Raw genomic sequence first — 22,544 nt, forward strand, 5'->3', positions numbered from 1 at the left:
TTATATTATTGCAAGTGTTATATTTTTTATGGCGTTTCAACTGCCATTTTCAGATCGTTGGGGATTATTTTCATGGTGTGTTATTCCATTACTAATTTCACCGTTATTTTATTCACCTTTTGTTAAGGAAAAAATAAAAATTCATTATGTTTTGATCTTGATTCTAATTTACATTGGTTTTTATTTCTATGATAAATGAATCTGAAAATACACCTACTATTAGTGTAGGTATTCCATTTTATAATGCTGAAAAGTTCTTGGCTTTTGCCATTCAGTCTGTACTTTGTCAATCATATACAAATTGGGAGTTAATTCTTGTGGATGATGGATCCACAGATAATTCCCTGAAGATTGCTAAAGAGTTTGCATGTAATGATCGACGGATTAAAGTGCTCTGTGATGGTGAAAATAAGAAATTACCCACTCGTCTAAATCAATTAATAAAGGAATCTGAAGGTAAATTTATAGCAAGGATGGATGCGGATGATATTATGCATCCCAGTCGCTTGGAAATACAATTAAAATATCTTTTAGAAAATGATCAAGTTGATCTTGTTTCTACGGGTTTGGTCTCTATAGATGATCAGAATAGAGTCTGTGGATTCAGAAGTGTTAATTCACTTATTACTGAAATATCTAAACCTTTTAAGTTTCATATAGCTCATCCAACTGTGATGGCTAGAAAAGAATGGTATTTAAGAAATTTATATAGTTTAGACTATCCTCGTGCTGAAGATTTTGAGCTGTGGTGTCGTGCATATGGTAAAAATGATTTAAAAATAGCAATTCTTCCAGATTTACTGCTTTTTTATCGTGAATTTGGAAATATCTCTATCGATAATCTTTTGAAAACATGTTCAGATGAACATAAAATAAGAAATTATTATCAAATGAATAATAAGATATATAATTTTATTTATTTTAAGTTGAAATATTTTTTTATTTATACAATTGGTTTTTTGGGCTTGGGGCAGAATCTTTCGAAGAGAAGAAATCGGGATTTATCTGATGATGATGCAAAGGAAATGCAAGAATTATTAAATTTGGTTGTGAATAGAAAGTAGGAGCTTATAAAAGTTAATTTTGTAGATAAGCTACTTCAATAACCACAATAAAATGCAAATGAATACAAGTAGTTTGATTGTAGCAAGACATTATTGAAGAGCTATTCATCAATATATTTTTTGATGGATCACCTGAGTCTAAAAATTATTGCGCTCGTAATTGATGAGTTTACAATCAGCCCCAAATCAGTCGCTAGAATTTTATGTGCTTTGACTTACAAAGCTTGCAGTACGTCGAACCTAATGCTGGGTAAGGGGTAAATCAGTTTAGTCTGCTATCGAAATTCAATACTTTTTAATGCATATATTAGAAATTTTAATTTTTTACAAAGAGTTGCTAACTTTGCTCAAAGTTGTATGAGATGTATGCTCATTTACCATTCTGAATAAATTTGCAAAATTTAGATAGACTTTATGACTAAGTTATATCTTGGATTTTGTGACTTGGGGGAACTTTAATTTTTAAAACTTTTTGCAACAAAATAGATAATTATTTAAAAGACACAGATCAAAAAAAGTATTTTAATTAGAGATGTAAAAGAGACAATTGGAACACATTATTAGAAAAATGTTCTATGTTTGTCACTTAAATACAGGAAGAATAATTTTTTAAAACAATTAAAAAAGCTGAAAAATTATGAGTACGATAGTGTTTATTGGCACGATAGCATCTAGCATTTATGATTTTCGTGCAGATTTAATCCGTAGCCTCTTAAAGCAGGGGCATCGAATCTATGCTTTTACATCTCAATACAATGCAGCAGATATAAATAAAATAGAACAACTAGGTGCTATTCCAGTTACATATACTTTAAACCGTGGTGGATTAAATCCACTGGCAGATATTGTCGCAACTTATCAACTTTTAAAAAAAATAAAGCATATAAATCCTGATGTGGTCTTTTCATATTTTGCTAAGCCGGTCATTTTTGGGACTCTAGCTGCGAAACTAGCAAAAGTTCCTCGCGTAATCGGTATGCTTGAGGGTCTGGGTTACACTTTTACAGAGCAGCCAGAGGGTCTAAGCCATAAAACTAAATTTATCCGATATATTCAGGTTTTTCTCTACAAAATGGCATTGCCAATGCTGGATCAACTTATTTTCTTAAATCCAGACGACCCTAAAGATTTATTGGAAACATATTCTATAAAAGTAAAAAATGTAGTGATCCTAGGTGGAATAGGTTTAGATTTACAAGAATATCCATATCAACCCGTTGATGATATTTCACTTCCTATTAAATTTTTATTCATTGGTCGGTTGCTTAAAGAAAAAGGAATACATGAGTTTGTTCAAGCCGCTAAATTGGTGAAAAAACAATATCCTAAAACACAGTTTACGATTCTTGGACAAATAGATACTTTTAATATTGGCGCACTACAACAAGCAGAGTTGGATGATTTGATTGCTTCGTGTGTTGTTGAGTATCGAGGTCAAGTGAATAATGTAAAAGACTGGATCACGAATAGTCATGTATTTGTATTGCCCTCTTATCGTGAAGGTGTACCTCGGAGCACACAAGAAGCCATGGCAATAGGTCGTGCAATTATTACTACAGATGTTCCAGGTTGCCGAGAAACTGTAATTCAAAATCGGAATGGTTTCATTATTCCAAGGTGGGATTCCAAAACTTTAGCTGAATATATGATTTATTTCATTGAGAATCCTAAACAGATTCGATTTATGGGAGATGAAAGCCACAAAATTGCAATCGATAAATTTGATGTTGAAAAAGTAAATCAACGATTACAAAATATTTTAGGAGTCTGAAAAAATGATAAAACGCTTCCTAGATATTGTGATTGCTTCTTTTGCGCTCACTTTACTGTCGCCATTATATTTATATGTTGCATATAAGGTGAAAAAGAATTTAGGCACTCCTGTCTTGTTCCGTCAGGTTCGTCCAGGTTTACATGGCAAACCTTTTGAAATGATTAAATTTAGAAGTATGCATGATGCTATCGATGCCCAAGGGAACCCTTTACCAGATATTAAACGATTAACACCCTTTGGGCGAATGTTACGATCTAGCAGTTTGGATGAATTACCTGAATTATGGAATGTGATTAAAGGTGACATGAGTATAGTCGGCCCACGTCCGTTACTGATGGAATATTTACCACTTTATAATGAAGAACAAGCCAAGCGGCATCATGTGCGCCCCGGCATGACAGGTCATGCACAAGTGAATGGGCGTAATGCCATTAGTTGGGATGAAAAATTGAAGCTTGATATTTGGTATGTTGAAAATCAATCCATTTGGCTGGATTTCAAAATCATGCTGAAAACGATCAAAGTTGTTCTAATTAAAGAAAATGTAAATGATGAATCAGGTCACTCTATGCCTAAATTTACAGGGGATAAACAGGGTGATAAAAATGGATTCTAATGTGAAATGTTCTTTAGTCGATGTTGATGATGAATGGGACACTGCAGTAAAGAAATTTAATTTTGATATTTATCATTTAAGTGGCTGGCTTAAATCTTCAGCAGTCATAGATGATGGTCAGGCTAAAGGCTTAATGATTAAGTTTGGTAATAATGAGTTACTTTTTCCTTTAATTATTAGGAAAATAGATAGTATATTTTGGGATGCAACCTCGCCATATGGTTATGGTGGTCCATTAGGAGATAGTGTATTAACAAATCAAGAGATTGATCAGTTATTACAAAATGCAATTAATTTTTTAAAAGAGCAGAATTGTGTTTCTTGGTTTATTCGATTACATCCAATTTTAAATATTGGATGGAATAGTAAATCTGGCACTATCGTTGAGCATGGGCCAACATTATCTTCAGATTTGAGTAAAACAGAAGAAGAACATTGGTCTGAAACTCAACTTAGACATCAACGAGGCATTAAAAAGGCATTAAAACAGTCTATATATACAAAGATTGAAGAACTCAATGAAAATAATGCTTTAATCTTTTCTAAAATTTACATTGAAACTATGAAGCATGTAAATGCATCAGACTTTTATTTATTTGATGATTTATATTTTATAGCGTTAGCCAAAAATCTAAAAGGCAGAATTTTATTAATTACTGCTTATGATAATGAAACACCGATTGCTGCTTCAATCTTTACCTATTGCCAAGAAAGTAAAATTATCCAATATCATTTAGGCGGTACTCTTGATGCTTATCGAAATTTACAACCTGCTAAGCTGATTATACACATCGCAAGAGCCTGGGGGCGTGAAAAGAGATACAGTATTTTGCATTTTGGCGGAGGTTTTGGGGCAAGTTTGGATTCATTATATGAGTATAAAAAAGGATTCAGTTCGAATGAACATGTATTTAAAACGCATCGTATTGTCGTGAACTCTGATATTTATCTCAAATTGTTAAATAAAAATGGCAGGGTTGGACAGTTAACAGAATACTTTCCGCTTTATCGGAAACCAAATGGGAAATAATGTCATGATTACATCTAAAAATGTGTCTCTTAGACCAATTGAGTTACACGATGATATTTTATTACAAAAATTGATGAATGATCCTTTTGTGGCTGGAAATGTAACAGGATGGTCTTTTCCTGTATCTGTTTTTTCCCAAAATAATTGGATTCAGTCAAATACAAATAGTTCAAATTATCGCTTAATTATTGTAGATAATGAAACGAATGACGCAATTGGTATCACGGGGTTGTGGGACATTGATTGGCATAATCAGTCAGCGAATATGCCAATAAAAATCTTACCCGAAAAAAATAAAAAAGGCTTTGGTACAGAAGTCATTATGTTAACCATGGCATGGGCATTTTACAATGTCGGACTCAGACGTTTATATGGTCCAGTTTTAGACTTCAATGGGCCAAGTATGGGGGCTTATGTTAAAAAATGTGGTTGGAAGATTGAAGGTCGACAACGTGAAGCGATTTTTCGTAAGGGAGAATGGCATGATGTATACGATATAGCAATTCTTAAGCATGAATTTGATGCTCTACCTAATGTAGCTGAGTTTATTCATGCGGTATGTCCTGTAGATACCACACCTAATATCAATTCCCAAGATTATATTTAGGGAAAAAAATCATGCTAAATACTACATTTGAACCATGGCCAAGCTTCACAGTAGAAGAGGCAGATGCTGTTAAAGATCTGCTTCTTACAAATAAAGTGAACTATTGGACTGGAAAAGAATGTCGAGAGTTTGAGAAAGAATTTGCGCAATTTTCTCAAACTAAATATGCCGTAGCACTAGCGAATGGTACGGTAGCACTTGACGTTGCTTTAAAAGCTTTAAATATTGGTGCTGGTGATGATGTAATTGTTACATCCAGAACCTTTCTTGCATCTGCAAGCTGTATTGTTACAGCAGGTGCTAATCCTATTTTTGCAGATGTTGAGCTGGATTCTCAGAATATTTCTCGAAAGACCATTGAAGCAGTATTAACTCCGAATACCAAAGCCATTATTTGTGTACATTTAGCGGGCTGGATGTGTGATATGGATCCAATCATGCAGTTGGCAGAAGAAAAAGGGTTATTTGTCATTGAAGATTGTGCTCAAGCACATGGTGCACAATATAAAGGAAAATCAGCGGGTTCGATTGGTCATATTGGGGCATGGTCTTTCTGTCAGGACAAAATTATGAGCACTGGTGGTGAAGGAGGGATGGTTACCACCAATAACGAGAGCTTATGGAAAAAAATGTGGTCTTATAAAGACCATGGTAAAAATTATGACAGCATTTACCATAAACAACACCCACCTGGTTTCCATTGGGTACATGACTCTTTTGGAACCAATTGGCGCATGATGGAAATGCAGGCCGTGCTCGGGCGTATGCAACTGAAAAAAATGCCAATATGGACAAAAAAACGTACACAGAATGCGCAGCGTATATTGGCTGTATTTCAAAATAGTCGTTATTTCTCCGTACATTATCCAAACCAAGATTATGTACATGCCAACTATAAGTGCTATGTACAGGTGAATATTGAACAATTACCGGCAGGTTGGTCACGTGACCGTATTTTGAATGAAATAAATGCACAAGGTGTGCCCTGTTTTATTGGCTCTTGTTCAGAAGTTTATTTAGAAAAAGCATTTGAAGGTACTATTTGGAGACCCAAAACACGCTTAGTGAACGCTCAACAATTAGGTGAAACCAGTTTAATGTTTTTGGTACATCCGACCTTAACAGAAGATAGTCTGACAAAAACTGTGAATGCTATTCAGCAGGTTATACAGATGATGAATGCAATAAAAAATTAAACCAATTAAGGTGATCCTCGACAAAAGATTGGATACATAGTCCTTCTAAAAATAATGTAAATTTTAGAAATCTTAGACGGCTATCTTGGGCAGTATTATTGTTCCAGTCATGCAAATCGATTCAAATCATCGTTTGCTTATAACGCGAATTTTATTGAATCGCCTATTTCCAGTTATTTAGTCACTACTATTTGGACAATAAATATTGCCTCTATTTGAGTTAAAGAAGGTGAGTTGTACTCATGGGTAATATTGAATTAATTTAGTCATCGTATTCGTGGTTGGAAAACTAGCTCACACATAAACTATCACTTGGTATGTGATTTATTTCATTATGCAACGGTTCGCTAGGAAACTCTATCAGGTGTAATGCTTATGAGCTTGTGAAGCTGTGCTTCTCAAGCTTACGAGACTGTATTGTAATTTTAGAGTGCTATTACACAAGTGGCTGAATTAAAATAATATTTATGCGTAGAGACTGTTGGGATGACAGTAACTAAAAGTTTCATTCATGCATCAAAAGTTCATGTGGTACACGGCAGCGTATTGTCTACTTGCAAACGAACCAATGATATCTAGTTTGTATATATTGAGATTTACTACAATCGAATCAGACAACACTCTGAAAATAGTGAGTTAAGTCTGACAGCATTTCAACAAGAATATTTTAAGAATTTAGAGAGATTCTCTGTGGAGAATACTCTCTAGAGTCAATGTTATTTTTACTGGGATTACCCATACATACGGACAATATGCTATCGAAATATTCCGATGGTTTGTCAGGTATAAATAGGGAGCTAACTTTACTGCCGATTTCTTCAAATAATTTAATTTTTCTTAATGGGTTGTGGCTCAAACTTGCTCGTCCGTCCGCGTAGGACTTCCAGTTTAAATGAACCAGAATCTTTTGGTCTTGCGAGCATAGCCCTTTCTACAATTGATTTTTAGGATTTACGTCCAGATATTTTTAAATTTCTGCATTTAAGACCGTTTCAGTCCGCTCTTTAATCCGAGACTTCAGAGTAAAAGTTTAACCAGTGAGTCGTTGTCCGGATTGTAATTGTTTTAAAGTTGTTTAGAACTCAAAGTTGTAATTTGTCATGCTTTTTCATTAATCTCTGATTAATTTAATAAAATAATTCTATTTTTTGATAGATATCTCAATTTAATTAAAAACAAATATTAATTTATCAAATTTACCAATTTTTGGGGATTTATTTACATTTATGGTGATTTTATAGTTGTGCTATGCCATTCGTTTGCTTGATCTAGAAGGTCTGCTTTGAGACTTAAAGTGTGCTTAGTGAACGCTCAATATCTAAGTGAAAAAATTAATGTTCTTGGTACATATCTCCTTAAGTGAAGAGAGAGATGTAAAAACTGTGAATGCCATTAAGAAGATTGTGCAGGCGATTGATGCAATAAAAAGTTAAACCATGTAAGGACAATATAAAGTCCCCATGAGCATATGCCATTTCAACATGCATTTTTATTGATATAAAAATGGGCACAAAGATAAAGATGCAATCCTGTAAAGAGGATCATCATTGTGAAAAATATAATCCATCAATTTGCTGCACAACCAAGAATATATAAGCAAATTTTTTTAAGTTTTTTGGACTTATTGGCTTTCCCTGTAATTTTATGGTTGTGCTATGTGATTCGTTTATTTGATCCTGAAACTCCAATTATTTCAGATGCGACATATGGCATTCTCTTGATCAGTTTTATTGCAGTCTTAAGTTTGATGATCACAGGAGTTTATCGTTTTATTGTCCATACTTTTGAAGAAATCCTAATATGGAAGTTAGCACTTGCTGTCGCGATGACGATGATAGCCTTATATGTACTGCGTTCAAGTACTGCAACATTTGTACCGATGTCTGTCCCATTTATATTCGGATTTATGATGTTTACATGGGTCTGGTTGAGTCGGGTATATATTCGTTTTTTAGTTAGAGCCTCATATTGTGCTGAAATTGGCAGTAAAAGAGTTGCAATTTATGGTGCAGGTGCAGCCGGCCAGCAAATTGAGGCGGCACTTAAATGTTCAGGTCAGTATCTACCTGTATTCTTTATTGATGATGATCCATCCTTACAAGGAAGAATTATTGGCAGCATACCTGTTTATCCAGTTGCTCAAGCATTACAACGGTTGAAAAAAGATAGAATCGACGAAATTTTATTGGCACTTCCTTCAGTGGAGCGTGTAAGAAAAGCAGAGATTATTCATGAGCTTGAACCTTGTAATTTAAAAATTACGGCACTACCGGGTTTGACCCAGTTGGTTCATGGTGAAATTACAGTTTCTGATATTCAGGAAGTGGATATTATTGATTTGTTAGGGCGTGATCCTATTCCTCCGATTTCGCATTTATTGACCAAGAATATTGAAAATAAAGTTGTGATGGTGACAGGTGCAGGTGGGTCTATTGGCTCTGAATTATGTCGTCAAATTGTTAAGAATAAGCCGAAAGCGCTAGTTCTTTATGAACTGAACGAATTCGCACTGTATAACATTGATCAAGAATTACACTCGAGCTGTGATGTGACAATCATTCCTGTTTTGGGTTCTGTGCGGAATCAAGCCAAATTAGAGTATGAGATTGAACAGTATGGTGTTCAAACGGTTTACCATGCAGCAGCATACAAGCATGTGCCTCTAGTTGAATGTAATCCGCTTGCTGGATTGAAAAATAATGCGATTGGTACGGCATGTAGTCTCAATGCAGCAGTAAAAAAAGGGGTAGAAACATTTGTATTAATTTCGACAGATAAAGCAGTTCGACCAACCAATGTGATGGGGGCTTCGAAGCGGATGGCAGAGCTATATTGTCAATCTGTCGCTGCAATACAGCAAAATACACATATCAGTATTGTTCGATTTGGTAATGTTTTAGGGTCTTCAGGTTCAGTAGTCCCTTTATTTAAACAGCAAATTGCCAAAGGGGGCCCCATTACGGTGACTCATCCAGAAGTTACTCGTTACTTTATGACAATTCCTGAAGCCTCGCAATTGGTGATTCAGGCGGGTGCACTGGGGCAAGGTGGAGATGTCTTCTTATTGGATATGGGGGAACCTGTATGCATTCAGAATTTGGCACGACAAATGATTAAACTAAGTGGTTTCACTGTGCGAGAAACAGGGTCGTTGAGTGGTGATATTGAAATCATCTATAGTGGCTTACGTCCAGGAGAGAAACTGTATGAGGAACTGTTGATTGACCAAGAGAATACAGAGTATACAGAGCATGCGCGGATTCGCCGTTCTTTTGAAAAAGATTATCCCTTACAAGAAATACTAATAGTCTTTGATAGAATAAATCAAATGGATGCAGCAAAACCAGATATAGATTGGTTGTTGACTCAACTTGAGCATTATGTCGATGGGTATAAACGGGGTAATCAAGTTATAATTAACTAAATTATAGAGATTTGCTTGATGAGTATAATTTCGATATTACAGGATTCATTTGATAGCTTAATTTAGGGCTTACTGAAAGTTTTGCAAGGAAAAAATATGGCTAAAATTTTAGTCACAGGTGGAGCAGGTTATATCGGCTCACATACCTGTGTTGAGTTATTAACCGCGGGTCATGACGTTGTGGTTTTGGATAATCTCTCAAATAGTTCGGTTGAATCCTTAACGCGGGTACAACAACTATCTGGAAAATCTCTCGATTTTATTGAGGCAGATATTCGAGATGGCGAAATGCTTGATCAAGTCTTTGCACAGCATGCGATTGATGCGGTAATTCATTTCGCCGGCTTAAAAGCAGTAGGTGAAAGCCAGCAGATTCCTTTGACTTATTTTGATAATAACATTTCAGGGAGTCTGAATTTGGTCAAAGCCATGGAACGTGCGGGCGTATTTAAGCTGGTATTTAGTTCTTCTGCGACCGTTTATGATGAGGCAAATGTTTCACCATTGAATGAAAAGATGCCGACGGGTATGCCATCCAACAATTATGGTTATACCAAACTGATTGTTGAACAAATGCTACAAAAGCTAAGTGTTGCAGATGAGCGTTGGTCAATTGCTTTGTTGCGTTACTTTAACCCTGTAGGCGCGCATAAAAGTGGTCGCATTGGTGAAGATCCACAAGGAATTCCGAATAATTTGATGCCTTATGTGACGCAGGTGGCCGTTGGGCGTCGTGAAAAATTATCTATTTTTGGTCAAGATTACGATACCGTTGATGGTACAGGCGTTCGTGATTATATCCATGTGGTGGATTTAGCCAATGCACATCTTTGTGCCTTAAATAATCGCTTATCCGCGACAGGCTGTCGGGCATGGAATATTGGTACGGGGCAAGGTGCCTCAGTTTTGCAAATTAAAAATACCTTTGAGCAAGTCAATGGGATTGCGATTGCATTTGAATTTGCACCACGACGTGAGGGGGATGTTGCCACCTCATTCGCAGATAATACTCGTGCAGTGACAGAATTGAACTGGCAGCCGCAATATGGTCTTCAGGATATGCTCGCGGATAGTTGGAACTGGCAGAAGCAAAATCCGCAAGGCTATGCAAAAGATTAATACATCGTTTTGATTTAAAAAGGGAGCCAAGGCTCCCTTTTTTATTTTAGTTTTGAATCAATTGCGTTAATTCATGCACGTAAGTTTGCATCGGCTTCGGATTTTGATCCAAACGACTTTCAATATTCAGGCGAAGCAAAGGTTCTGTATTGGATGCACGTACGTTAAAGCGCCAAGTGCCAAAATCTAAGCTTACCCCATCGGTGCGATCAATCTCAGGATTCTGATCGGCAAAATGGTCAAACAGTTTTTGAATGGTGGCTTGAGTATCCGCAACTTTAAAGTTGATTTCACCACTACATGGAAACTTGGTGATCATATCTTCAACCAAGCTAGATAAAGATTGCTGTGTTTCAGATAAAACGCTAATCGCCAGTAACCATGGGATCATGCCGCTATCGCAATAAGCAAAATCACGGAAATAGTGATGGGCACTCATTTCCCCGCCATAAACCGCATTATGTTCGCGCATAACATCTTTAATAAAGGCGTGACCTGATTTAGACTGTACGGTAATACCTTGATATTGATTAACAATATCTAAAGTATTCCAGACCAAACGTGGATCATGCACAATTTTTTCATTGGCTTGTTTTAACAGGAAGGCTTGTGCCAGTAAGCCGACAATATAATAGCCTTCAATGAATTGCCCTTTTTCATCAAAGAGGAAACAGCGGTCAAAGTCACCATCCCAAGCAATGCCCATATCTGCCTGATGTTCTAGTACTGCATGACGAGTGCTATCACGATTTTCAACTAAAATCGGATTTGGAATACCATTTGGGAATGTGCCATCGGCTTCATGATGAATTTTGATAAATTCTACGGGAACTTGCAGTTGATTGAACTTTTGCTCTAGTGCATCAATCACATGTCCTGCTGCACCATTGCCCGCATTGACCACCAGTTTGAGTGGACGAATTTTTTCAGGGTGAATGTAGGTGAGGAGATGGTCGATAAATTCAGGCAGAATATTATAACTTTCGACTGTACCTTTGTGCTCAACGGTTTTAAATGTGCCCAATTCAGCAAGCGCTTGAATGTCTTTCAAACCTGTGTCAGCACTGATTGGACGTGCATTTTCACGTACCAGTTTCATGCCATTATAATCCATCGGATTGTGACTGGCCGTGATTTCAATACCTCCTTGTACATCAAGATGGAAGGCACCGAAATAAACCTCTTCAGTTCCAGTCATACCCAAATCAAGAACATTGACACCAGCATCGATGAGCCCTTGGATGGTGGCTTGTTTTAAGCCTTCGCTGCTCAGACGGATATCGCAACCAATTACCACTGTTTTAGGTTGATAGATTTGCCCATAGGCACGGCCAATTTTATAGGCAATCTCTTCATTCAATTCTGTGCCGAGTTTGCCTCGAATATCGTATGCTTTAAAACAGGTCAGGGTGGTCATTTTTTAACTCTTGATCATTGTATAAAAAAGGCCCGATATTCGAGCCTTTGGTTTTATTCTACAGTAACACTTTTGGCTAAGTTTCGAGGTTGGTCTACATCGGTACCACGTAATACTGCAACATGATAAGACAGTAGTTGCACCGGCACGCTATACACGATTGGCGCCAAGGTTGCACTGATACTCGGCACACTCACTACGTGTTGGCGTTCTTTACTTTGAATACCGCTGTGCTCATCTGCAAACACAAACAACTCTCCACCACGTGCTTGAACTTCTTCCATATTGGATTTTAATTTATCCAACATGTCATCTTGTGGTGCAAGAATAACCACAGGCATGTCATTGTCAACCAAAGCCAATGGGCCATGCTTAAGTTCGCCGGCAGCATAACCTTCAGCGTGAATATAAGAAATTTCTTTCAGTTTAAGCGCGCCTTCCAAGGCAATCGGGAAGTGAGTGCCGCGACCAAGGAATAAGCAGTGTTGTTTTTCTACAAACAATTCTGAAAGTCGCAAAATAGCCACGTTATTTTGCAGGGTATCCAGAACAACCTTAGGCAAGTGCCATAATTCTGCTGCAATGCTTTGAATTTGATGTTCTGAAATGGTTTGCTTGATTTGACCAATTTTTAAAATCAGTAACATCAATGCGGCCAATTGCGTGGTGAAGGCTTTGGTCGAAGCAACTCCAATTTCAGGGCCTGCCAAGGTCAATAAACTGTGGCTGGTCTCACGGATCATTGATGAAGTGGCCACATTACAAATCGCCATAGTGACAATATTGATGTTCTTTGTTGCGGCACGTTTTTGGGTATCGCGTAATGCAGCTAAAGTATCTGCGGTTTCACCTGATTGCGAAATACACAAGTAAAGTGTGTTATTCACAATCACAGGGGTGCGATAACGGAACTCACTGGCAATTTCAACCTGACAAGGCACATCAATGAGCTGTTCAAACCAGTATTTGGCAATCATGCCGGCATGGTAACTGGTCCCACAAGCCAGGATTTGCACTTGTTGGATGTTCGCAAAATCCGCTTCAGCATGTTCTAAGAAGTCTGCACGTAAGGCATTGCCATCTAAGGCTTGAGAAATGGTTTGTTGCAATGCTTCAGGCTGTTCGTAGATTTCTTTCAGCATGTAATGCTTGAATTCACCTTTCGAGGCATTGCTGACCGTTGCATCCAGTTCTTTGATAGGACGTTGTACCAATTGCCCATTCACAAATACTTCAATTTTGTCGCGTGTTAAGCGGGCAATATCGCCTTCTTCAAGGTAAATAAAACGGTTGGTAATTGGCAATAAAGCCAACTGATCCGAGCTAATGAAGTTTTCACCAATACCCACACCAATCACCAGTGGTGAGCCTTCACGTACCGTAATCAGTTCATCAGGATAATCTGTGTGAATAATTCCCAGTGCATACGCACCTTTAAGCTGAGGAACCACACTTTGTACGGCTTCTAACAGGCTAGAGGTCGATTTTAAGGCATCATGTACCAGATGCGCTACGACTTCGGTATCTGTTTGCGAAGTAAAGATATAACCCAAGGCTTCAAGATCATCTTTCAATTCTTGATAGTTTTCGATAATACCGTTATGTACGATAGCGACCTGACCTGAGACATGCGGATGGGCATTATTTTCAGTCGGTTTCCCATGGGTTGCCCAACGGGTATGCGCAATTCCAAGTGAACCTGAGACCAGTGATTCATTTACAGCTTGTTCAAGGTTGGCAACTTTACCGACACGACGTTCACGTAAAATCGCATCATGATTTACCAGCGCTAAGCCTGCCGAATCATAACCACGATATTCCAGTCGCTTTAAACCTTCAATTAAAATATTGGTAATACTACGTTCTGCAACGCCACCGACAATACCACACATAGGAATATCCTCTTATTTCTTCAATTTTTGTGGACGTTGATAGTTTTCTTTGACTATCTGCTTTGAACGTTCAAAGGCTAAGTTGTGATCTTCAACATCACGAGTAATCACCGAACCAGCGCCGACAGTGGCACCATGACCAATGCGTACAGGGGCAACCAGTGAACTGTTCGAGCCAATAAAGGCAGCGTCACCAATAATGGTTTTGAATTTGTTGGCACCGTCATAATTACAGGTAATGGTTCCTGCGCCAATATTTGAATTTTCACCAATTTCGGCATCGCCTAAATAAGTAAAATGATTGGCTTTAGAACCTAGACCAATACTTGAGTTTTTCACTTCAACAAAATTCCCAATATGGACTTCATTGGCGAGTTTCGCGCCTGGACGTAAACGCGCAAAAGGTCCAATTTGGGTATCTTCACCAACAATGGCTTGATCGAAAATGCTATATGGCTGTACCTTGGTGCCTGCGGCAATTTTGGTGTTTTTAATTACGCAACCTGCGCCAATTTCAACAGAATCACCAAATTCACAATCACCTTCAATGATCACGTTAATATCGATCCGCACATCTTGACCAACTTTCAGTTTGCCACGTAAATCAAAACGACTCGGGTCAATCAAATGCACGCCTTGCTGCATTAATGTTCTGGCTTGGAAGTTTTGAAATTGGCGTTCTAATGCCGCAAGTTGAATGCGATCATTTACACCTTCCACTTCAAATGCCACTTCAGGCTCAACGGAAGCGACCTCAAGACCATCGGCCAGTGCCATCGCAACAATGTCGGTAAGGTAATATTCGCCCTGAGCATTGTTGTTGGTGAGTTGTGGTAACCATTGATGCAACTTAGCATTGCTTACGCAATAGATGCCTGTATTGATTTCACGAATCTGGTGTTGTTGTTGGTTGGCATCTTTGTGCTCAACAATGGCTTGAATTTGGCCATCTTTACGCACAATGCGTCCATAGCCTGTGGCATCGTCAAGCGTTAAGGTGACCAGACCAATCCCTGTTTCACGTGAAGCATCGAGCAGTTTTTGTAATGTTGTAGGTGTGATACACGGGACATCACCAGACAGAATCAGAGAAATGCCGTCTTGTGGCAGTACAGGTAAGGTCATTTGGACGGCATGACCCGTACCCAGTTGTTCCGCTTGTTCTACCCATTGTATATGTTCATGGTTAAAGTGTTGTTGTACTTGTTCACCCCCATGCCCATAGATGGTGATGATGTGCTCGGCATTGAGTTGCTTTGCTGTTTCAATCACATGTCCAAGTAAGGGGCGTCCTGCTAAAGGTTGTAATACTTTAGGGAGTTGGGAACGCATTCGGGTTCCTTTACCTGCAGCAAGAATAATCACAGAAGTTGTCATAACACACCTTACAAGCTGACTTTAAGCCAGAGAAATATTATTGAGGTATATAAAAATACAGAGCGCTGCCCAAAGCCCCGCAATAATGTCATCGAGCATAATGCCAAATCCGCCGTGGACTTGGCGGTCAATGACGCGAATCGGCCATGGCTTCCACACATCAAACAGGCGAAACAGCAAGAAACCGATCAATGCAGAGAAGACACTCATTTGTCCGAAATAGATCAGTGGCAATAAGGTAATGGATTGACCTGCAAATTCATCCCAGACAATGCGTCCATCATCATGCACACCCATTATTTTGGCAGTTTGACCACAAATATAGATGCCGATCAGCGACATGAAGATGATGGCGTATATGGAGTTGAGAAAGCCTAAATTCAACCACAATGGAATAAAAAGCAGGGCAAAAGCCGAACCAAATGTTCCTGGTGCTTTGGGTAATAAACCAGAGCCAAAACCGACACCACAAAAGACAATACAGCGGTTCGACCAAGACATATGGTTAAACTGAATTGGAGGTTTATGCAAAGTGTTGATACCCTTGAAATTGAAGCGGATGATCTTTGCCATCTTTTTCAAATGTAAGCCCTGTTGATGTTGTAATGGTTCCAATTACCGTAATTTTTACATCTAATTGTTGTTGTAAAAGCCGTTGGTAATTTTGCGGACTGATTGTAAAGCATAACTCGTAGTCATCGCCACCTGCCAGTGCGTATTGCCATTGTTGTACTTGTGTTAAATGTTGCAGACTGACATCGATAGGAAGCTGTTCCAATTGTAGTCGAGCACCGACCTGCGATGCTTTGAGAATATGTCCAAGATCCTGTGCCAGTCCATCTGAGACATCTATCATGGCAGAGGCCACGCCTTTGAGCTGCTGTCCAAGCTGGCAGCGTGGGGTCGGGTAATCTAAACGTTGCTTTAAGGCGTGATTTGGATGTTGAAGTCCATAGGCTGCATCACCGACTTGACCACTGACGCAAACGTAGTCACCCACTTGAGCACCTGAGCGTTTTACCGCTTGCCCTGTGTCGACCCAACCCAATGCGGTGACCGAAATGGTGAGATGCGGACTTTGGGTGGTATCACCACCAATTAAGCTTACGCCAAATTGATCGCAGCAATCATAGAGTCCCTGACTAAAGTCTTTTAGCCAGTCATGATCAATTTGGGGTAGGCTCAATGCCAATAAGATGCTGTGCGGTTTGGCACCCATTGCAGCGATATCAGAAAGATTCACGGCAACCGATTTCCAGCCAATCGCATGAGCGGGAGTATCGAGAGGAAAATGTCGTCCTGCAATCAAGGTGTCTGTGCAGATCACCAATTGTTGCTGCGGAGGAGGGGTAAGTAGGGCTGAGTCATCGCCGACGCCTAAATCAACCGAATAGTTATGCGCTCGATTAAAATAGGTCTCAATAATTGAAAACTCAGCCATACTACTTACTACACGTCTTATTGTGCTTGTTGCTTTTCTGCTGCACGAAGGCTGTTGGCTAAACGGTCCAATACACCATTGATGTATTTATGACTGTCTGCGCCACCAAAGTGTTTCGCAAGCTCAATCGCTTCATCTAAAACCACGCGATACGGGATTTCAAGATGTTCTTTCAATTCGTAAGCACCTAAACGTAGTGTTGCAAGTTCAACACCGTCTAATGCTTCGATTTGGCGATCTAGCACAGGAATAAGAAGCGCATCCAAAGCGTCATGATTGGCAACCACTTGAGTCAGCAATTCATGATAATAGCTTAGGTCCACTTTATGCATGGCATTTTCAACACGCGTACGTGCTTCAATTTCATGCACTGGGTTGCGGCTCATTTGCCATTCATAAATGCCTTGTACAGCAAAACGACGTGCTTTACGTTTTGCAGCATAAGCGGCTTGAAGTGTTTGCGACATGCTTTAAATAGCCTTTAACAAGTTAACCATTTCAATTGCAGTAAGGGCAGCTTCACTACCTTTATTACCTGCTTTTGTTCCAGAGCGTTCAATCGCTTGTTCAATGCTGTCCGTAGTCAATACACCATTAATCACTGGTAAGCCAGTGTCTAAGCCTACAACGCCTAAGCCTTTGGCACATTCACCTGCAACAAAGTCAAAGTGTGGCGTGCTGCCACGAATGACTGCACCTAGTGCGATGATGGCATCAAAGCGATCAGAAGCTGCCAGTTTTTTTGCAACCACTGGCAGTTCCCATGCACCTGGTGCATGAACAACAGTGATATTATCCTCTGATACACCATGACGTTTCAATGTATCAATTGCACCTTCTAGCAGGTGTTCAACCACAAAGCTATTGAAACGACCCACTAAAATCGCGTAACGGCCTTCGCTCGCGAGATGTAATAAACCTTCAATTCGGCGAATCGCCATAGCAACCTCGATTATTTCGTTAATGTTTGTTGAGCAGTGACATATTCTACCACTTCAAGATTAAAACCTGATAATGCATTGAAACGTAGCGGCGAACTGAGCAGCTTCATTTTTTCAACGCCTAAATCACGTAAAATTTGTGCACCCACCCCAATGGTTTGGTATTGCTGAGACAATGCTGCACTGGATTTGGTTTTCTTCGGTGCTGTTAAACTGTCTAATGCAGGACCTAGGTCTTGTAGATGACGTTGACCAATCCAGACCAGTACACCGCGATCACTTTGTGCAATTTCTTTTAATGCACGGTCTAGGTTCCAAGCAGGTTCGCCATCTTGCTTATTGAGTTTAAGCAAGTCACGGGTCGGATTAAAACCATGTACACGAACTGTAGTGATGCCATCTTTTGGCTCACCTTTAACCAAAGCCAAATGAATATCTGGATTCCCAATTTCACGATAACGGAACAGTTCAAATGTACCATATTCAGTGTCGATGGTTTCTTGACCTAAACGCTCGACCGTTTGTTCATTGGTCATGCGGTAATGGATCAGGTCAGCAATGGTCCCCATTTTAAGACCATGCTTTTCAGCGAAAATTTCTAAATCTGGGCGACGGGCCATAGTGCCGTCTTCTTTAATGATTTCACAAATCACTGAAGCGGGTTCTAAGCCTGAAATCCGTGCAAGGTCACAGCCTGCTTCGGTATGTCCCGCACGGTGCAGTACGCCACCGGGTTGAGCCATCAGCGGGAAGATATGTCCAGGTTGCACAATATCGCTAGGCTTGGCATGTGCAGCAACCGCTGTTTGAATGGTGTGTGCACGTTCAGCGGCGGAAATACCTGTGGTAATCCCTTCGGCTGCTTCAATTGACAGGGTGAAGTTGGTGGCATGTTGCGCACCGTTGGCATCGACCATTAAAGGTAAATTCAATTGCTGACAGCGCTCACGGCTTAAAGTTAAGCACACCAAACCACGCGCATGTGTAATCATGAAGTTAATGTCTTCTGGGCGGACGTGTGTCGCCGCAATGACCAAGTCACCTTCATTTTCACGGTCTTCATCATCCATCAGGATGACCATTTTCCCTGCACGGATATCTGCTACGAGCTCTTCAACGGTATTGAGCGGCATCAATCTTCACCTTTCTATTCGTCTGCAAATGACCAAAGTCTTTGCATTTTTGATTGTGGCATAGTCTAACGCTTTTTTAGACAGTTTGCCTATGCTTTTACTTTTCTGTACGTCGATTGTTATACACAGCCACGCGGGACTTTAAAAGAGTTGTGCCATTTAAAAATGAACAATCGGTTAAACTCATGGGGTCAAAATCGGCTCAAATTTCCGAGAAAACGGGGTTGAACTGCACCTTTCTATCAAATGAAGTGGTATTGATCAGGATGGTTTTGATTGCTAAGTGTTTAGGATCCTCACTTGAAATCACCAAGACGGGATGACTTATGCTTTATATGTCGAAAGTAAAATGCTGGTTTCAGTATTATAAATGCCAGAAATGGTTCGAATGCGCTCTAGGGTTTTATCAAAACTTTCTAAACTGTCCGATTTCAGCTCAACCAATAAATCCCATTTGCCATTGGTGGTATGCAGGGTATGCACCGAGGGATCAATTCTTAATTCTTTCACGACGGCACTGGTTTTGGTGCCTTCGACCATAATATTCATCCAAGCACGAATGGTGTTTTTCTCACTGCCCGGTTTTAAGCGGACGGTATAGCCCGTAATGATGCCACTCGATTCTAAATATTCGATTCGTTTCTGCACAGTATTTCGAGAAACGCGCACTTTGTGGGCAATATCGGTAATCGACATACGGGCATTGTCACGCAGTAAACCTAGAATTTGGCTGTCAGTATCATTCACTTTGATTTTCCAAATTATCATTTTGCTAAAATTTATTGCATTTTAATCAAAATTACAACTTTTTAGAGTCGTTTTGATTTTTCATACTATGTGTACTGGGTAACACTCCAGTTGGAACAGCACCGAGCTGAGGCGGTGTCCAATAGATGGGGTGTTTCCTATTTTGAATGGATTGAATTAATTAAATTCTCAGAGGATAAAATAATGTCTTTGTCGTATGAAATGGAAAATAGTGGCGCATGGCAAACCTACCTTGCTCAGATTAACCGTGTAGCACCTTATCTTGAAGAAGACTTAATCCCATTTATCAATACTTTAAAGCGTCCAAAGCGTGCGCTTATTGTCGATGTACCTATTGTTATGGACGACGGTTCTATTCAGCATTTCGAAGGTTACCGTGTACAACACAATTTGTCGCGTGGACCAGGTAAGGGCGGTATTCGTTACCACCCAGATGTAGAACTGAATGAGGTCATGGCCCTCTCAGCGTGGATGACCATTAAAACTGCGGTATTAAACTTACCGTATGGCGGTGCGAAAGGTGGCATTCGAGTAGATCCGCGGAAATTGTCTCCACGTGAACTTGAACGCTTGACGCGTCGTTTTACCACTGAAATTAGCCCAATCATTGGCCCACAAACCGATATTCCAGCACCAGATGTCGGCACAAATGCGGACATTATGGGTTGGATGATGGATACCTATTCCACGATCAAAGGTCATACCGTCACAGGTGTAGTGACGGGTAAACCTGTACATTTAGGCGGTTCATTGGGCCGTGTGCGTGCAACGGGTCGCGGCGTATTCGTGACAGGTTTAGAAGTTGCCAAGAAAATTAACTTAGCACTTGAAGGCAGCCGTATTGCCGTTCAAGGCTTTGGTAACGTGGGTAGCGAAGCCGCATACCTCTTCCATAAAGCCAATGCGAAAGTGGTGTGTGTGCAAGACCATACCGGCACGATTTTCAACGCAGACGGTATGAATGTTAAGCAATTGCAAGACTATGTTGCGATTCATAAAGGTGTCGCAGGTTTCCCTGATGCAACGTTAATTGAAGATGAAGCGTTCTGGGCAGTGGAGATGGATATTTTAATCCCGGCTGCGTTAGAAGGTCAGATTACTCCTGAGCGTGCGCAAAAATTGACTGCCAAATTGGTGTTGGAAGGTGCCAATGGTCCAACTTATCCAGATGCAGAAGATATTCTTTTACAACGTCAAATCATGATTGTTCCTGATGTGCTGTGTAATGCAGGCGGTGTAACCGTGAGTTACTTCGAGTGGGTTCAAGACATGGCAAGCTACTTCTGGACTGAAGAAGAAATTAATGAGCGTTTAGACAAGCTCATGATTAAAGCGGTTGAAGACGTTTGGCATACAGCAGATGACAAAGATTGCAGCTTGCGTACCGCAGCGTACATTTTGGCTTGTGAACGTATTTTGAAAGCACGTAAAGAACGAGGAATTTTCCCTGGTTAAGGGGAAGTTTTGTGCCCTTCGGGGCACATTCAAGTAACAACTACATCAGATTTATTAAGGAAGAACAGACCATGAACCAGAATAGCCAACCTAATCGCCAAGATTTTAATCAGTATATGGTGCCTGTTTTTGCACCTGCTCAATTTATTCCTGTGCGTGGCGAAGGTTCTCGTTTGTGGGATCAGCAAGGTAAAGAATATATTGATTTTGCAGGGGGCATTGCGGTGAATGCGCTTGGACATGCACATCCAGTTGCAGTCAAAGCCTTAGTCGAACAAGGTCAGAAGTTATGGCATATCGGTAACGGTTATACCAATGAACCTGTACTGACTCTAGCAAAACAATTGGTTGAAAGTACCTTCGCCGATAAAGTGTTCTTCTGTAACTCTGGTGCAGAAGCCAACGAAGCGGCTTTGAAACTTGCGCGCAAAGTGGGCCTACTTTCAGGCTCTGCGCGCAAGAATAAGATTATTGCATTTAAAAATGCTTTCCACGGCCGTACGTTATTTACCGTATCGGCGGGTGGTCAACCGAAATACTCGCAAGATTTTGCACCTTTACCAGAAGGCATTCAGCATCTTCCATTTAATGATTTGGATGCAGCGCGTGCAGCGATTGATGCCGACACTTGCGCAGTGATTGTTGAACCGATTCAAGGTGAGGGTGGAGTCATTACTGCTAATCCTGAATTCTTAAAAGGTTTACGTGAGCTGTGTGATCAACACGGTGCTGTACTAATTTTTGATGAAGTACAAACAGGCGTGGGTCGTACAGGGGCGTTATATGCCTATATGAACACTGAAGTGACCCCAGACATTTTAACCACAGCCAAAGCACTCGGTGGTGGTTTCCCAATTGGCGCCATGATTACCACAGATAAATACGCGAATATGTATGCGGTGGGAGATCACGGCACGACTTATGGCGGTAATCCATTGGCATCTGCTGTAGCAAATGCCGTGTTTGGTTTTATCAACACCCCTGAAGTATTGAATGGTGTACGTACCCGTGCGCAAATCTTTGCCGAAGGTTTAAAGCGTTTGAATGAACGTTTTGGCTTGTTCGAAGAAGTTCGCGGTCAAGGTTTATTGATTGGCTGTGTACTGAAAGCGGAATATGCAGGTAAAGCCAAAGATATCGTCACCCTTGCAGGTGAAGAAGGCTTGTTGGCATTGGTTGCAGGTCCAAATGTCGTGCGTTTCACGCCATCTTTAATTATTCCAGAAGCGGATATTGAAGCAGGTTTACAACGTTTTGAGCGTGCGCTCGCACGTTTCGTTGGCGCGTGAT

At 40.0% G+C, this 22,544-nt stretch carries 20 protein-coding genes; 11 read left to right on the top strand and 9 right to left on the bottom strand.

Annotated features, from left to right (window positions below; all coding sequences use genetic code 11):
• The 9 genes from DCO44_RS16770 to galE form a co-directional block, all read left to right on the top strand.
• On the top strand, window positions 1-199 hold a 199-nt coding region (locus tag DCO44_RS16770; RefSeq protein WP_213066322.1), incomplete at its 5' end, for a hypothetical protein.
• Entirely contained in the window at window positions 189-1,064 is an 876-nt protein-coding gene (locus tag DCO44_RS13225; protein ID WP_116762650.1) for a glycosyltransferase family 2 protein, read from the top strand. The genes DCO44_RS16770 and DCO44_RS13225, both read left to right, overlap by 11 nt.
• Before the next feature lie 637 nt (window positions 1,065-1,701).
• Window positions 1,702-2,835 (top strand): glycosyltransferase family 4 protein, encoded by a 1,134-nt coding sequence (locus DCO44_RS13230; protein WP_116762652.1) that lies wholly within the window; start codon window positions 1,702-1,704, stop codon window positions 2,833-2,835.
• Between the two features lie 4 nt (window positions 2,836-2,839).
• A complete protein-coding gene (locus DCO44_RS13235; protein WP_116762654.1) occupies window positions 2,840-3,454 on the top strand; it encodes a sugar transferase in 615 nt (204 codons plus the stop codon).
• The gene (locus DCO44_RS13240) at window positions 3,444-4,484 is read left to right on the top strand and encodes a GNAT family N-acetyltransferase (protein WP_116762656.1); all 1,041 of its coding nucleotides are present in this window, start codon (window positions 3,444-3,446) and stop codon (window positions 4,482-4,484) included. The genes DCO44_RS13235 and DCO44_RS13240 overlap by 11 nt, the downstream gene beginning before the upstream one ends.
• 4 nt (window positions 4,485-4,488) lie before the next feature.
• Window positions 4,489-5,091 carry a GNAT family N-acetyltransferase gene (locus DCO44_RS13245; RefSeq protein ID WP_116762742.1) on the top strand — a complete coding sequence of 201 codons (603 nt, stop codon included), beginning with the start codon at window positions 4,489-4,491 and terminating at the stop codon, window positions 5,089-5,091.
• Window positions 5,092-5,102: 11 nt separating this feature from the next.
• Window positions 5,103-6,287, top strand: a complete 1,185-nt coding sequence (locus tag DCO44_RS13250) for a DegT/DnrJ/EryC1/StrS family aminotransferase (protein WP_116762658.1) — start codon at window positions 5,103-5,105, stop codon at window positions 6,285-6,287.
• Between the two features lie 1,549 nt (window positions 6,288-7,836).
• Complete coding sequence (locus DCO44_RS13255; protein ID WP_116762660.1) at window positions 7,837-9,711, top strand: polysaccharide biosynthesis protein; 1,875 nt, start codon at window positions 7,837-7,839, stop codon at window positions 9,709-9,711.
• A gap of 96 nt (window positions 9,712-9,807) precedes the next feature.
• Window positions 9,808-10,830 carry a UDP-glucose 4-epimerase GalE gene (gene galE / locus DCO44_RS13260; protein WP_116762662.1) on the top strand — a complete coding sequence of 341 codons (1,023 nt, stop codon included), beginning with the start codon at window positions 9,808-9,810 and terminating at the stop codon, window positions 10,828-10,830.
• Between the two features lie 46 nt (window positions 10,831-10,876).
• Here galE and DCO44_RS13265 read toward each other — a convergent pair whose 3' ends face one another.
• The 9 genes from DCO44_RS13265 to DCO44_RS13305 all read right to left on the bottom strand — a co-directional run bounded on the left by DCO44_RS13265 (window position 10,877) and on the right by DCO44_RS13305 (window position 19,778).
• The gene (locus DCO44_RS13265) at window positions 10,877-12,247 is read right to left on the bottom strand and encodes a phosphomannomutase CpsG (RefSeq protein WP_116762664.1); all 1,371 of its coding nucleotides are present in this window, start codon (window positions 12,245-12,247) and stop codon (window positions 10,877-10,879) included.
• A gap of 53 nt (window positions 12,248-12,300) precedes the next feature.
• Window positions 12,301-14,139 (bottom strand): glutamine--fructose-6-phosphate transaminase (isomerizing), encoded by a 1,839-nt coding sequence (glmS, locus tag DCO44_RS13270; protein ID WP_116762666.1) that lies wholly within the window; start codon window positions 14,137-14,139, stop codon window positions 12,301-12,303.
• 12 nt (window positions 14,140-14,151) lie between these two features.
• Window positions 14,152-15,516, bottom strand: a complete 1,365-nt coding sequence (gene glmU, locus DCO44_RS13275) for a bifunctional UDP-N-acetylglucosamine diphosphorylase/glucosamine-1-phosphate N-acetyltransferase GlmU (RefSeq protein WP_116762668.1) — start codon at window positions 15,514-15,516, stop codon at window positions 14,152-14,154.
• Between the two features lie 21 nt (window positions 15,517-15,537).
• Window positions 15,538-16,089 carry a phosphatidylglycerophosphatase A gene (locus DCO44_RS13280; RefSeq protein ID WP_116762670.1) on the bottom strand — a complete coding sequence of 184 codons (552 nt, stop codon included), beginning with the start codon at window positions 16,087-16,089 and terminating at the stop codon, window positions 15,538-15,540.
• Entirely contained in the window at window positions 16,040-16,957 is a 918-nt protein-coding gene (gene thiL, locus DCO44_RS13285) for a thiamine-phosphate kinase (protein WP_116762672.1), read from the bottom strand. Before thiL ends, DCO44_RS13280 begins: the two co-directional genes overlap by 50 nt.
• Window positions 16,958-16,974: 17 nt before the next feature.
• Entirely contained in the window at window positions 16,975-17,424 is a 450-nt protein-coding gene (gene nusB, locus DCO44_RS13290) for a transcription antitermination factor NusB (RefSeq protein WP_116762674.1), read from the bottom strand.
• A gap of 3 nt (window positions 17,425-17,427) precedes the next feature.
• Complete coding sequence (gene ribE, locus DCO44_RS13295; protein ID WP_016165653.1) at window positions 17,428-17,898, bottom strand: 6,7-dimethyl-8-ribityllumazine synthase; 471 nt, start codon at window positions 17,896-17,898, stop codon at window positions 17,428-17,430.
• A gap of 11 nt (window positions 17,899-17,909) precedes the next feature.
• Window positions 17,910-19,031: a bifunctional 3,4-dihydroxy-2-butanone-4-phosphate synthase/GTP cyclohydrolase II gene (gene ribBA, locus DCO44_RS13300; protein ID WP_116762676.1), complete on the bottom strand. Its 1,122-nt coding sequence runs from the start codon at window positions 19,029-19,031 to the stop codon at window positions 17,910-17,912.
• Window positions 19,032-19,355: 324 nt separating this feature from the next.
• Window positions 19,356-19,778, bottom strand: a complete 423-nt coding sequence (locus tag DCO44_RS13305) for an Lrp/AsnC family transcriptional regulator (RefSeq protein WP_116762678.1) — start codon at window positions 19,776-19,778, stop codon at window positions 19,356-19,358.
• A 201-nt stretch (window positions 19,779-19,979) separates the two neighbouring features.
• On the opposite strand from DCO44_RS13305, the gene DCO44_RS13310 reads away from it, so the two are divergent.
• Window positions 19,980-21,254, top strand: a complete 1,275-nt coding sequence (locus DCO44_RS13310) for a Glu/Leu/Phe/Val family dehydrogenase (RefSeq protein WP_171304984.1) — start codon at window positions 19,980-19,982, stop codon at window positions 21,252-21,254.
• A 71-nt stretch (window positions 21,255-21,325) separates the two neighbouring features.
• Window positions 21,326-22,543, top strand: a complete 1,218-nt coding sequence (locus tag DCO44_RS13315) for a bifunctional succinylornithine transaminase/acetylornithine transaminase (RefSeq protein ID WP_116762682.1) — start codon at window positions 21,326-21,328, stop codon at window positions 22,541-22,543.
• Window position 22,544: the final 1 nt, after the last annotated feature.

It is taken from the genome of Acinetobacter sp. AM (genome assembly GCF_003105055.1).
In the GTDB taxonomy this organism is placed as follows: domain Bacteria; phylum Pseudomonadota; class Gammaproteobacteria; order Pseudomonadales; family Moraxellaceae; genus Acinetobacter; species Acinetobacter tibetensis.

What these genes read in the sequence shown, in the direction of transcription:
- DCO44_RS13245 (WP_116762742.1), top strand. Translation starts at nt 4,489, where the DNA reads ATGATTACATCTAAAAATGTGTCTCTTAGACCAATTGAGTTACACGAT.
- ribBA (WP_116762676.1), bottom strand. Translation starts at nt 19,031, where the DNA reads ATGCCGCTCAATACCGTTGAAGAGCTCGTAGCAGATATCCGTGCAGGG.
- DCO44_RS13265 (WP_116762664.1), bottom strand. Translation starts at nt 12,247, where the DNA reads ATGACCACCCTGACCTGTTTTAAAGCATACGATATTCGAGGCAAACTC.
- ribE (WP_016165653.1), bottom strand. Translation starts at nt 17,898, where the DNA reads ATGGCGATTCGCCGAATTGAAGGTTTATTACATCTCGCGAGCGAAGGC.
- DCO44_RS13315 (WP_116762682.1), top strand. Translation starts at nt 21,326, where the DNA reads ATGAACCAGAATAGCCAACCTAATCGCCAAGATTTTAATCAGTATATG.
- DCO44_RS13280 (WP_116762670.1), bottom strand. Translation starts at nt 16,089, where the DNA reads ATGGCAAAGATCATCCGCTTCAATTTCAAGGGTATCAACACTTTGCAT.
- nusB (WP_116762674.1), bottom strand. Translation starts at nt 17,424, where the DNA reads ATGTCGCAAACACTTCAAGCCGCTTATGCTGCAAAACGTAAAGCACGT.
- DCO44_RS13240 (WP_116762656.1), top strand. Translation starts at nt 3,444, where the DNA reads ATGGATTCTAATGTGAAATGTTCTTTAGTCGATGTTGATGATGAATGG.
- thiL (WP_116762672.1), bottom strand. Translation starts at nt 16,957, where the DNA reads ATGGCTGAGTTTTCAATTATTGAGACCTATTTTAATCGAGCGCATAAC.
- glmU (WP_116762668.1), bottom strand. Translation starts at nt 15,516, where the DNA reads ATGACAACTTCTGTGATTATTCTTGCTGCAGGTAAAGGAACCCGAATG.
- DCO44_RS13235 (WP_116762654.1), top strand. Translation starts at nt 2,840, where the DNA reads ATGATAAAACGCTTCCTAGATATTGTGATTGCTTCTTTTGCGCTCACT.
- DCO44_RS13250 (WP_116762658.1), top strand. Translation starts at nt 5,103, where the DNA reads ATGCTAAATACTACATTTGAACCATGGCCAAGCTTCACAGTAGAAGAG.
- DCO44_RS13230 (WP_116762652.1), top strand. Translation starts at nt 1,702, where the DNA reads ATGAGTACGATAGTGTTTATTGGCACGATAGCATCTAGCATTTATGAT.
- DCO44_RS13225 (WP_116762650.1), top strand. Translation starts at nt 189, where the DNA reads ATGATAAATGAATCTGAAAATACACCTACTATTAGTGTAGGTATTCCA.
- galE (WP_116762662.1), top strand. Translation starts at nt 9,808, where the DNA reads ATGGCTAAAATTTTAGTCACAGGTGGAGCAGGTTATATCGGCTCACAT.
- glmS (WP_116762666.1), bottom strand. Translation starts at nt 14,139, where the DNA reads ATGTGTGGTATTGTCGGTGGCGTTGCAGAACGTAGTATTACCAATATT.